At 59.5% G+C, this 11,342-nt stretch carries 11 protein-coding genes; 5 read left to right on the forward strand and 6 right to left on the reverse strand.

What is annotated here, in order from left to right; all coding sequences use genetic code 11:
* Nucleotides 1-283: transposase (locus BSU04_RS33560; protein WP_179258526.1), on the reverse strand; the 283-nt coding region annotated here is incomplete at its 3' end.
* Between the two features lie 551 nt (nt 284-834).
* On the opposite strand from BSU04_RS33560, the gene BSU04_RS33565 reads away from it, so the two are divergent.
* Nucleotides 835-1,044, forward strand: coding sequence for a dodecin (locus BSU04_RS33565; RefSeq protein ID WP_089164580.1), 210 nt, complete (start codon nt 835-837; stop codon nt 1,042-1,044).
* A 142-nt stretch (nt 1,045-1,186) separates the two neighbouring features.
* Here the strand turns inward: BSU04_RS33565 and BSU04_RS33570 are convergent, their stop codons facing one another.
* The 4 genes from BSU04_RS33570 to BSU04_RS33585 all read right to left on the reverse strand — a co-directional run bounded on the left by BSU04_RS33570 (nt 1,187) and on the right by BSU04_RS33585 (nt 6,199).
* Nucleotides 1,187-2,290, reverse strand: a complete 1,104-nt coding sequence (locus BSU04_RS33570) for a BMP family ABC transporter substrate-binding protein (protein WP_089164581.1) — start codon at nt 2,288-2,290, stop codon at nt 1,187-1,189.
* Nucleotides 2,291-2,552: 262 nt separating this feature from the next.
* Nucleotides 2,553-3,482, reverse strand: a complete 930-nt coding sequence (locus tag BSU04_RS33575; protein WP_089164582.1) for an ABC transporter permease — start codon at nt 3,480-3,482, stop codon at nt 2,553-2,555.
* A 21-nt stretch (nt 3,483-3,503) separates the two neighbouring features.
* Nucleotides 3,504-4,610 (reverse strand): ABC transporter permease, encoded by a 1,107-nt coding sequence (locus BSU04_RS33580; RefSeq protein WP_089164583.1) that lies wholly within the window; start codon nt 4,608-4,610, stop codon nt 3,504-3,506.
* Nucleotides 4,607-6,199, reverse strand: a complete 1,593-nt coding sequence (locus BSU04_RS33585) for an ABC transporter ATP-binding protein (RefSeq protein WP_089164584.1) — start codon at nt 6,197-6,199, stop codon at nt 4,607-4,609. Before BSU04_RS33585 ends, BSU04_RS33580 begins: the two co-directional genes overlap by 4 nt.
* 269 nt (nt 6,200-6,468) lie before the next feature.
* On the opposite strand from BSU04_RS33585, the gene BSU04_RS33590 reads away from it, so the two are divergent.
* The gene (locus BSU04_RS33590) at nt 6,469-7,401 is read left to right on the forward strand and encodes a LysR substrate-binding domain-containing protein (RefSeq protein ID WP_047896764.1); all 933 of its coding nucleotides are present in this window, start codon (nt 6,469-6,471) and stop codon (nt 7,399-7,401) included.
* Between the two features lie 16 nt (nt 7,402-7,417).
* On the opposite strand, the gene BSU04_RS33595 is transcribed toward BSU04_RS33590, so the two are convergent.
* On the reverse strand, nt 7,418-8,788 hold the full coding sequence (locus BSU04_RS33595; protein ID WP_089164585.1) for an 8-oxoguanine deaminase: 1,371 nt from the start codon (nt 8,786-8,788) through the stop codon (nt 7,418-7,420).
* A 530-nt stretch (nt 8,789-9,318) separates the two neighbouring features.
* On the opposite strand from BSU04_RS33595, the gene uraH reads away from it, so the two are divergent.
* The 3 genes from uraH to BSU04_RS33610 form a co-directional block, all read left to right on the forward strand.
* Nucleotides 9,319-9,672: a hydroxyisourate hydrolase gene (uraH, locus tag BSU04_RS33600; protein ID WP_089164586.1), complete on the forward strand. Its 354-nt coding sequence runs from the start codon at nt 9,319-9,321 to the stop codon at nt 9,670-9,672.
* A 99-nt stretch (nt 9,673-9,771) separates the two neighbouring features.
* Nucleotides 9,772-10,965 carry a urate hydroxylase PuuD gene (locus tag BSU04_RS33605; RefSeq protein WP_089164587.1) on the forward strand — a complete coding sequence of 398 codons (1,194 nt, stop codon included), beginning with the start codon at nt 9,772-9,774 and terminating at the stop codon, nt 10,963-10,965.
* A gap of 127 nt (nt 10,966-11,092) precedes the next feature.
* A partial coding sequence (locus BSU04_RS33610; protein WP_179258527.1) for a transposase occupies nt 11,093-11,342 on the forward strand: 250 nt, incomplete at its 3' end.

The following is an 11,342-nucleotide window of genomic DNA, read 5'->3' on the forward strand; positions in this document are numbered from 1 at the left end:
TATCGAGCGGCAATTCGCCAAACTCGCCTTGCAACGTCTTTGCGCTGTGGCCGTTGCGGGTATTGCCCGTGGCATTGGTCACCGCTTCGCTCTTGCCGTGGCCCAAGTGCTCGGACATCTCGGTTTCCAGAGTCCGCTCGACCAACATCTTGGTGAGCTGCTTGAGCAGCCCATTCTCGCCAATCAAATCCTCAGGTTTCTGGTAGTTCGCCAACAGGCTGTCCGCCAATTTGACCAACTCAGGATCGGGCTTTACTCGTTTGTTGCGCTTCACGACGGTCATCGTTGCTCCTAGATACTGGCAGTCTCCTGCCAAATGACCGTTTACACAAAACTAATTACACCCCCTCCTGTCAGGGAAAACAAGACAGAAGTTAACACCCGAGCCAAAAAGTTAACAGCCCCTTTTCGTAATTTCGCAACAGTCTCTTAGGGTAGCGTGGTTTGAAAGCGTTTTCTTTGCTTCGTTTCTTTGTCGCTAAGGACCAAGAAATGACGTGCCGCCACGCACAGTGGCTAACAGTGCTAAAGAGAATATCCCGACTCGCGCAGACCACTAACTTAAGCAGCAGCAACCCGGCAATGACTTAGACCGCCAACTCCGGAACCTGGCAACCCGGCACTGACTCCGACCGCTGACACAGGAACCTGGCACCCCGGCACCGACTCCAACCGCTAACCCCAGAACCTGGCTAACCCGCCCCAGACCACCCCTCCCTGTCCCCCGTAAAAAAACCGAGTGCGAACGATCCCCCCTTGGCGCATGATTTGCTCAGTCAAACGAACGCCACTTCAATGTGCAATGCCAACTGGCAGCAATCAAAGGAGAAAACAATGACCAATCACGTGTACAAACAAATCGAACTCACCGGGTCATCGACTCAATCAAGCGACGATGCAATTCGTGTAGCACTCGAAAAAGCCTCAAAAACCCTCCGCAACCTTCATTGGTTTGAAGTCATCGGCACCCGCGGGCAAGTCGAGGACGGCAAGATCGCGCACTGGCAGGTCACGCTTAAAGTTGGACTGCGAATCGACGATTAAGATTAATCGCGACGCAGACAACAAAGGCCGCGCTTATCCAAAGCGCGGCCTTTTCTTATGACGGAAACGATGACAAACAACAGGTAAGTTTTGCGAAGTCGCACGCCCTCGCACCGACTTTGCAAACTGCCCCGCCCCAAAACTACTTCGGCAACGACCCGTCAACGCCCTCAACATACCAGTTGATTCGTTGTAACTCAGGATCAGTCAAATTCTGGCCAGCCGCAATCTTGACCGCACCCGACTGATCCTTGATCGGACCCATGAACACGTCCCACTTGCCGCTCTGCAGTTGTTCACGCTTGGCGTCGACAGCCTGTACTGCCTTGGCCGGCACCACCGCCGTATTCAGGTCCTCGAGATTCACCGCCTTCTGCGGCATTCCCAGCCAGACCGGATCAGTCTTGACCTTGCCATCCAGAAGCTGCTGGACCATCGTGTTGTAATAAACCTCCCAATGTTGCACGACCGAGCCCAAGTGCGCGCTCGGACCAAACTTCTGCATGTTCGAATCCCAACCGAATGCGTAGACTTTCTTCTCGGCCGCCGTCGCCAGCGTCGCGTTCGAATCGGTGTTCTGCAACAGCACGTCAGCACCCTGCCCGATCAGCGTTTCCGCCGCCTGCTTTTCCTTGCCCGGGTCAAACCAGCTATTGATCCAGATTACCTTCGTATGGATCTTCGGATTGACCGACCGCGCCCCCAGCGTATACGCGTTGATGTTGCGGATCACTTCAGGAATCGGCACCGATGCAACAAACCCCAGCGTGTTCGTCTTCGTAACGTACCCCGCCGCGACACCAGCGAGATACGCGCCCTGGTACATGCGGTTATCGTAGACGCCAAAGTTTTTCGCCTTCTTGTAGCCCGTCGCAGTCAGGAACGTAATGTCCGGGTAATCACGCGCCACTTTCAATTCAAAGTCCTGGTAACCAAAGCTGGTCCCAACAATTACCTTGTTGCCCTTCGCGGCCAGATCGCGGAACACGCGCTCCGAATCCGCCGATTCCGGCACGTCTTCGACTCGCGTGATCTTGATCTTGCTGCCGTACTTGGCCTCCACTTCCTTCGTGCCGGCATCGTGGGCAAAGGTCCAGCCTGCATCGCCGGGGTTCCCGAGGTAGACAAACGCAATACCCGGCGCGTCGGCGGCCCGCGCGGGGGCTGCGACCATCGTGGCGGATAGCGCGAGCATCGTGCCCACGGCTCCGGCTGCGCCCAAGGTGTTCAGCCAGCTTTTCTTCATTGTGTTTCTCCTGTCGATGTTTTCGATGTGTTTGTAAAAATCGTGCCGCAGTGTCATGGGCCAGAATCGGGCCGTGGCTCGCAAAGTCAGTCCGCCTTTCAAGCGTGTCACCCCGTACAACGAACGCACCTATCGATCATTGGGCTGGCCCCGCTCGCGGGTGTTACGCGTCAACGCCTGATGAGTCACGCATCCGTATTCCGTTCAGGCTAAGAGACCACAGGCCACGCCGCAAGCACCCCGCCCCGACACCTCGTCACCCTCAGCTAGCCGCAAAAAACGGCTTGCCGAGCGACGCAGGCGCGTTCAGCTTGATCGTGTTGGGATTGCGCGAAATAAGCACCAGCACGACGATCGTCGCGATGTACGGCAACATGGCGAGGAATTGCGTGGGAATGGGCACGCCAATGGCCTGCGCGTAGAACTGCAGCGCCATCACCGCACCGAACAGCAATGCGCCGATCAACAAGCGCCCTGGGCGCCACGTCGCGAACACGACCAGCGCCAAGGCGATCCACCCGCGCCCCGACGTAAGCTGTTCCTGCCACAAATGCAGGTAGACGATCGAGTAATAGCCGCCCGCAATACCCGCCATGCCGCCACCGAAAAGCGTCGCGCCGTAGCGCACGCCGACTACCGGAAAACCCACGGAATGCGCGACCGAAGGCGACTCGCCCACCGAGCGCAATACCAACCCGGCGCGGGTCCGATACAAGAACCAGCTGATCACGCCAAACATGATGAACGCGAGATAACCCAGCGGCGTCAGCGTGAAAAACGCGGGGCCGATGACGGGAATGGACGTCAGACCGGGAATGGGCAGCACGCCGATAGTCGCACGCACCGCCGCCGACGTATAAGGCTTGCCGATATACGCCGAAAAACCGATGCCGAAAATAGTCAGCGATAACCCCGTGGCAACCTGATTCGCGAGCATGGTGATGGTGAGGAACGCGAACACAAGCGACATCAGCACGCCCGCCACAATCGCGCCCAGAATGCCGAGCCACGGATTGCCGGTGATCGCAGTGACGGCGTAACCGGTGACCGCGCCCATCAGCATCATTCCTTCCACGCCAAGGTTCAACACCCCCGACTTCTCGGCGACGAGCTCACCTGCACCGGCGAACATCAACGGAATAGCGGCGACGACAGCGCTGGAGGAAAGCGAACTGGCCTGATTGATATCCATAGGTTTTCTAGTCCGCTTTAATTACGAATGTGCATGCGCCGCGACCCGGCGACGCACGCGATAGTTGACGAACAGATCCGCGCCCAGCAGGCAGAACAGCAGCAATCCCTGGAACACGCCGGCGAGCGCCTGCGGCAATTGCAGCGACGTCTGCACTGCTTCGCCGCCGAGATAGAGCAATGCCATCAGCAGGCTCGCGAGCACGATGCCAACTGGATGCAAGCGTCCGACGAACACCACGATGATCGCCGTGAAGCCGTATCCCGGTGACCAGCTCGCCTGCAATTGCCCGATCGGTCCGGCCACCTCGCCCATGCCGGCCAACCCCGCCAGGCCGCCGCTCAGGAGCAGCGAGGTCCAGATGGCCTTTTTATCGGAGAAACCGGCGTAGCGGGCGGCCAGCGGCGCCAGTCCACCGACATTCATCCGATACCCCGCAAAGCTCTTGCGCATGAACAGCCACACCAGCGGAATCGCGATGACCGTCAGGAACACGGACGCATTGATCCGCGTGCCCTTCAGCCATGCCCAACCCCAATCGGCGTAGAGGCGTGGGAATTGCGCCGAATCGCCGAACATCGCCGAGATTGGGAAGTTCATGCCTTCCGGATCGCGCCACGGACCGCTCACCAGGTAGATCAGCAACTGCGTCGCGACGTAGGTGAGCATCAGGCTCGTCAGGATCTCGTTGGTATTGAAACGGCTCTTGAGCAACGCCGGGATCGCCGCCCACGCCATGCCGCCTATCACGCCGCCAACCATCATCAGCGGCAGGATCCACCAGCCGGTCGCGTCGCCGACATGAATCGCAATGCCGCCCGCCACGATCCCGCCGAGCAGCATCTGCCCTTCAGCGCCGATATTCCACACGTTCGCCCGGTATCCCACCGCCAGTCCCAGCGCGATCAGGCACAGCGGCGACGCCTTCAGTACAAGTTCAGACCAGCCATTCACGTTCGACAGCGGTTCGATGAAAAAGCCGTGCATCGCACGCACCGGGTCCTGGCCCACGATCGTAAAAATCAGAAAGCCGATCATCAGCGTCAGCACCGCGGCGACCAGCGGCACGGCAAGCTGCATGGCACGGGACGGCGTCGGGCGCGCTTCGAGTCGATAGGGAAAATTCATTGTGTCGGGGCCGTGGTGTCGAGTGCGACGGTGTCGGCACGATTGCCATCGAAGAGACCGGCCATGAAGAGGCCGATTTCTTCTGCGTTAGTCAGACCGGTTTCGCGGACCGGAGAAAGCTTGCCCCGAGCGAGAACTGCGAGGCGGTCGCAGATATCGAAGAGTTCTTCCAGCTCTTCCGAGATCACGAGAATCGCCACGCCGCGCGCAGCCAGATCCAAGAGTTGTTGACGGATGAAACCCGCCGCGCCGACATCGACACCCCAGGTCGGTTGCGCGACCACGAGCACCTTCGGCTCCTGCAAGATCTCGCGGCCCACGATGAACTTCTGCAAGTTGCCGCCCGACAGGCTTTGCGCGAGCGCGCCGTTGCCGCCGCAGCGCACATCGAAGGCGCTGATGCAGCGGTCAGCGAACGCGCGCATGGCCTTCGTGCTGATCCAGCCGCCATGCACCATGTGCTCGCGATGTCCAGTGAGCAACGCGTTTTCCGCCAGCGACATGGCCGGCACTGCACCGCGCCCGAGGCGCTCCTCGGGGACGAAGGCGAAGCCGAGCGCGCGCCGTCCACCGGCGCTGTAGCGCGCGGCGGGCTGGCCGACGATAGTGATGGCATCGGGCGCAACATGTTTATCGCGGATCTCGCCTGAGAGCGCAGCCAGCAACTCGGCCTGCCCGTTCCCCGATACCCCCGCAATGCCGAAAATTTCCCCCGCGTGGACCGAGAACGAGACGTCCTGCAGCGACGTACCGAACGGATCGGCGCTCGCCACTGACAAGTTCTTCACCGCGAGCTTCACTTCGCCCGGCGTATGTTCGCGGCGTGTGTAGTCAGGCAGCGAATGGCCGACCATCAGTTGTGCGAGCGATGCGTGGGTTTCCTTGCGCGGATCGACACTGCCGGTCACCCGGCCGCCGCGCATGACGGTCGCGGTCTGGCACAGCGCCTGGATTTCGTCGAGCTTGTGGCTGATATAGAGAATGCTGCATCCCTCCGACGCCAGCCTTCTCAGCACCGTAAAGAGCTTCTTGACCGCTTGCGGCGTGAGCACGGACGTAGGCTCGTCCATGATCAGCAGGCGCGGGTTCTGCAGCAGGCAGCGCACGATCTCCACACGCTGGCGTTCGCCCACCGCGAGACTGTGTACGTGGCGTTGCGGATCGACATCGAGCCCGTAATCCGCCGATACCTCGCGAATCCTCTTACCGAGTGTCTTCAGATCGAATTTATCGTCGAGAGCGAGCGCGATGTTCTCGCCCACCGTCAGCGTCTCGAACAGGGAAAAGTGCTGGAACACCATGCCGATGCCAAGCTTTCTCGCGGCCGCCGGACTGCCGATCTCGACCGGTTCGCCCTCCCAGCGAATCTCGCCTTCGTCCGGCCGCACCGCGCCGTAGATGATCTTCATCAACGTGGACTTGCCCGCGCCGTTCTCGCCGAGCACGGCGTGGATCTCACCCGGCTCGACGATGAGCGTCACGTCGTCGTTGGCCTTGACGGCGGGATATTGCTTGCTGATGCCGTGGAGCGCGAGGCGCGATAGTCGCGCACCGCCCGGCTGAATGGATGAGGAAATGGCGTCGCCCATATGGACTCAGAAAGTGCGGAAATTGCGCGAAACCGGATTGACCGGCATGTCAGCAACGCAAACTTGCAGTCTGCGAGTAAAAGATACCCAAAATGGTGCGGGCCGTCGATTACTCAAAATAGTGCGCGCAATTAGCAACAACACGGTGTTGCACAGCTTGCAACGAACGTGCTTGCGGGTATGCCCAGCTTGACGAAAACAATGTGTCATATTAAAAACGATATGTTGTGCACCCTGGTCGATCAGCCTGACCGTATATTGGAGAGCAGATGAGTCAGCAACGCGAAGCGATCGACACTTACCTGTTACGCGTCCTTCATACCCTCTTGATGGAGCGCAGCGTCACGCGCGCGGCCGTCAAGCTCAATCAGTCGCAACCTGCGATCAGCGCGGCGCTCAGGCGTCTGCGCGACATCACCGGCGATCCGCTGCTCGTGCGCGGCAAAGCAGGCATGGTGCCGACCGAGTACGGCCTGCGCCTGCTCGAGCCCACGCAAAACGCGCTGCGCGAAATCGAACGCATCAAGGTTCAGCAGCACAACTTCGAACCGTCTACTTCCGTGCGCTGTTACCGAATTGGCTGCCCGGATTATCTGAACGTGCTGTTCGTGCCAACCGTGGTGGAGCGCTTTCGCATTGCCGCGCCCAACGCCACGCTAGAATTTCATTCGCTTGGTCCCGCGTTCGACTACGAACTTGCGCTGGAGGAAGGCAAGCTCGATATCGTGGTGGGCAACTGGCCCGAGCCGCCTGAACAACTGCATCTCTCGAATCTTTTTGTCGACAAGATCGTTTGTCTCGTCAGTTCCAATCATCCGTTTGCCCGCCGCGGCGCACTTACGCTCGATCAATACCTCAACGCGCCGCATCTAGCGCCTACACCGTATTCCGTCGGCCAGCGCGGTGCGATTGATGTGCATCTCGCACGCGAGCGCCTCAAGCGCCATGTGGTCGTCACGCTGCCCTACTTCAATCTTGCGCCGTACGTGCTGATCAAGTCGGATCTCGTATTCACCACCACGCGTCTGTTCGCCGATCACTACGCCAAGTTTTTGCCCCTGACCGTGGTGCCGGCGCCGCTCGATTTCCCGCCGATGCAGTACTACCAACTGTGGCACGAGCGCTGCCATTACTCCGACGAAGTGCGGTGGCTGCGCCACCTCGTCGCCGATGCCACGCGCTCGCTGATCGAAGCGCCTTGAACGTAAGCGCCCCAACCTAGTTGGCCATGGCGATCAACTGGCCAGCCAGCCGGTTGTGACGCTCGACGATCGGTCCAAGGTCGACTGTCGTCAACTGGCCGTGGCGCACGACCACGCGTCCATCGATCACACTCGTCGATACCTGCGACGGTGCGCAGAACACCAGCGCCGCGACGGGATCGTGCAGCGCGCCCGCAAAGCCATGCTGGCTCAGATCGAAGGAAACGAAGTCGGCTGCCATGCCCGGTGCCAACGCGCCAATATCATCCCGGCCCAGCACTTTCGCACCGCCCAGCGTCGCGATTTCGAGCGCTTCCCGTGCGCTCATGGCATCGGGACCGAAACCCACGCGCTGCAATAACAACGCTTGCCGCACTTCTGCGACCATCTGCGCGCCGTCATTCGATGCCGACCCGTCCACGCCTATTCCGACCGTGACGCCCGCGTCTCGCATCGCCCGGATGGGGGCAATGCCCGAGGCGAGCCGCATGTTCGAACACGGACAATGCGCGACACCCGTGCCCGTGCGCCCAAACAACGCGATACCCGCACGGTCCAACTGCACACAGTGCGCATGCCAGACGTCCGGTCCGACCCAGCCCAAATCCTCCGCATACTCCGCCGGGGACATACCGAACTTCTCGCGGCTGTACGTGACGTCGTTCACGTTCTCGGCCAGATGCGTGTGCATCGATACCCCGTATTCCCGCGCGAGCAGCGCCGAATCACGCATCAACTCACGGCTGACCGAGAACGGCGAGCAGGGAGCCACGACCACGCGCAGCATCGCGTAGCGGCCTTCATCGTTATACGTTTCGATCAGGCGCTGCGTATCCTTCAGGATCGCGTCTTCTTTCTCGACCACCGAATCGGGCGGCAAACCGCCGTCCTTCTGCCCGACGCTCATGCTGCCGCGCGCCGCGTGAAAACGCATGCCGATCTGTTGCGCCGACGCGATGCTGTCGTCCAGGCGCGCGCCGTTCGGATAAATGTAGAGATGGTCGCTCGACGTCGTGCAGCCTGAGAGCAACAGTTCGGCCATGGCTGTCAGCGTCGATACTTCGATCATCTCGGGCGTCAGGTTCGCCCAGATTTTGTACAGGCTGGTGAGCCAGCCGAACAACTCGGCGTTCTGCGCGGCCGGGACGGCCCGCGTGAGGCTCTGGTACATGTGGTGATGCGTGTTGACCAGGCCAGGAATCACCAGATGGCCTGACAGGTCCAGCACCTCGTCCGCTTCTTGCGGCAAGTCGCTTGTCGCGCCGACTTGCTTGATCCGGTTACCTTCGATGAATAAACCGCCATTGGCGATCTCGCGTCGTGTCTCGTCCATGGTCACGAGCACACGCGCGTTCTTCACCAGCAATGTCCGGGGTTTCTGTTGCATGCCGATCTCCGCTATTTCACTGTTTTACCGAGGGCGCAAAAGCACAAAAGCACCGCTTGAATCCGCGCCTGTTACCCGGTTACCCAGCGTCGATCGCCGTCTTCGGGATGCCCAGCAAACCTCTGTGTAAGCCGCTGTGCAAGACGCTACTGTCCATAGCCAAAAAGCCCGTGACAATGCGAACACTGCCATAGTTGTCTTCACAGACTCGATATGATCGTGAATTTTGGCTCGCGTAGCATCGCCGGGAAGCGGTGGAAGGGGCTGAAACCGGGCCGGAACACTGACGTTTTCTTTACGAAAGCGCAATAAGCAGGCAGCTGTTATGTGCTGGCGATTATCTTGCCTATCGCGGGCGTTATGATCACCGCAACTTTTTACAATGCTGTACACGGCGCGCATCCTCTCACGCCGACGGGTATGTAGCCACACTTGTGGAGCCTCGATCCGCCGCTGATTGTCAGAACACAGACGAGAACTCAGACGGTTCGATGCGCAGCCGCTCCTCGCACACTATAAGGACAACGCGAATGGGCAAGCTAACAACCCACGTACTCGATACCGCGCACGGCCGCCCCGGCGCCGGTATCAAGGTCGAACTTTTCGTGCTGACCGGCGATGCCCGGCGCGCGCTTCTCACCACGCACACCAACTCCGATGGCCGTTGCGACGCGCCGTTGCTACAGGACGACGCTTTTGTCGCTGGCGAATACGAACTCGTGTTTCACGCGGGCGATTATTTCGCGGCGAGCGGCGTGGATTTGCCCGAGCCGCGTTTTGTGGACCGGGTGGTGCTGCGCTTTGGTATTGCCGATGCCACGTCGCACTACCACGTGCCGCTGCTGGTCTCGCCTTGGGCATACAGCACGTATCGCGGTAGCTGAGATCTTCTTTGAGAGTCGATTACTCCGACTGATGCTGCTTGATTTTTATCCGGCGTCCGTCTGAAGTGTGGATAACAGAATTCGTAGTGGAGACGTTTCATGCAAGGCTTTATTGTTGATTGGCTTAATCTTGCTTTGCGCTGGCTGCATGTGGTGGTGGCGATTGCGTGGATTGGCGAATCGTTTTATTTCGTGGCGCTCGACAACAGCCTGAAGCCGCCGAAGGATCCCTCTGCGACCAAGCGCGGCGTGTTTGGCGAGTTGTGGCATGTGCACGGCGGCGGTTTTTACAACATGCAGAAGTACACGGTTGCGCCACCGAACATGCCCGACGACCTGCACTGGTCGAAGTGGCCGTCGTACACCACGTGGATGTCGGGCTTTGGCCTGTTCATGGTGTTGTATCTGTTCTCGCCGAGCACTTATCTCATCGATAAGAACGTGCTCGATATGGGACCCGTGGTGGCGGTTTCAGCGGCGCTGGGGTTCTTGCTGGCGGGCTGGATCGTGTATGACTCGCTGTGCCGGTTGCTGGGCAATCGCGATGGCCTGCTTGGAATCTGCGTGGGCGCCTATGTGGTCATCGCAGCGTGGCTTGCTTGCCATGTGTTTGCAGGGCGTGCTGCGTATTTGATTACCGGCGCGACGTTGGCCACGATCATGTCGGCGAATGTATTTTTCGTGATCATTCCCGGTCAGCGCAAGATGGTCGCCGCCATGCTCAAGGGCGAAGTGCCCAATGCTATTTATGGCAAGCGTGGCAAGCAGCGTTCGGTGCACAACACGTACTTCACGCTGCCGGTGGTGTTCGTGATGTTGTCGAATCACTACGCGATGACTTATACGCATCCTTATAACTGGGCTGTGTTGCTGATCATCATGTTGGCGGGTGCGCTGATTCGACAGTTCTTTGTGATGCGTCATCGCGGGCAGGTGTTGTGGTATTTGCCGGTGATTGGCGTGCTGCTGATGTTTGGCGCGTTTGCATGGACCATGCCGAAGAGTGTGCCGACGGTTGCGCCAGTGGCCGGTGCGCCAGCGATTCGTGTGGCCGATATTGAGCCGATCCTGCAGCAGCGGTGCGCGACGTGTCATGCAGCTCATCCCACGATGATGGGGGCTGCGCCGGCGGGGGTTTTGCTGGATACCCCCGAGTCGATTTCGTTGAATGCGCAACGGCTTTATCAGCAAGCTGTGGTGTTGAAGGCTATGCCGCTAGGCAATGTCACCCAGATGACCGATGGTGAGCGTTCAAAAATCGCGGCGTGGTTTCAGGGTGGGGCTTTGAAGTAGGGTTTGGAGTTTGTGTTTGCTCGCGCCGGTGGACCGGGAGGTCTGCTGGTGCGGTTGGGTGGGAGGGTGTAATTAGTTTTGTGTAAACGGTCATTTGGCAGGAGACTGCCAGTATCTAGGAGCAACGATGACCGTCGTGAAGCGCAACAAACGAGTAAAGCCCGATCCTGAGTTGGTCAAATTGGCGGACAGCCTGTTGGCGAACTACCAGAAACCTGAGGATTTGATTGGCGAGAATGGGCTGCTCAAGCAGCTCACCAAGATGTTGGTCGAGCGGGCTCTGGAAACCGAGATGTCCGAGCACTTGGGCCACGGCAAGAGCGAAGCGGTGACCAATGCCACGGGCAATACCCGCAACGGCCACAGCGCAAAGACGT

This window comes from Caballeronia sordidicola (genome assembly GCF_002220365.1).
GTDB classification, from domain to species: domain Bacteria; phylum Pseudomonadota; class Gammaproteobacteria; order Burkholderiales; family Burkholderiaceae; genus Caballeronia; species Caballeronia sordidicola_C.

Coding starts and splice junctions, on each gene's coding strand:
- BSU04_RS33565 (WP_089164580.1), top strand. CDS start 835: ATGACCAATCACGTGTACAAACAAATCGAACTCACCGGGTCATCGACT.
- BSU04_RS33570 (WP_089164581.1), bottom strand. CDS start 2,290: ATGAAGAAAAGCTGGCTGAACACCTTGGGCGCAGCCGGAGCCGTGGGC.
- BSU04_RS33575 (WP_089164582.1), bottom strand. CDS start 3,482: ATGGATATCAATCAGGCCAGTTCGCTTTCCTCCAGCGCTGTCGTCGCC.
- BSU04_RS33580 (WP_089164583.1), bottom strand. CDS start 4,610: ATGAATTTTCCCTATCGACTCGAAGCGCGCCCGACGCCGTCCCGTGCC.
- BSU04_RS33585 (WP_089164584.1), bottom strand. CDS start 6,199: ATGGGCGACGCCATTTCCTCATCCATTCAGCCGGGCGGTGCGCGACTA.
- BSU04_RS33590 (WP_047896764.1), top strand. CDS start 6,469: ATGAGTCAGCAACGCGAAGCGATCGACACTTACCTGTTACGCGTCCTT.
- BSU04_RS33595 (WP_089164585.1), bottom strand. CDS start 8,788: ATGCAACAGAAACCCCGGACATTGCTGGTGAAGAACGCGCGTGTGCTC.
- uraH (WP_089164586.1), top strand. CDS start 9,319: ATGGGCAAGCTAACAACCCACGTACTCGATACCGCGCACGGCCGCCCC.
- BSU04_RS33605 (WP_089164587.1), top strand. CDS start 9,772: ATGCAAGGCTTTATTGTTGATTGGCTTAATCTTGCTTTGCGCTGGCTG.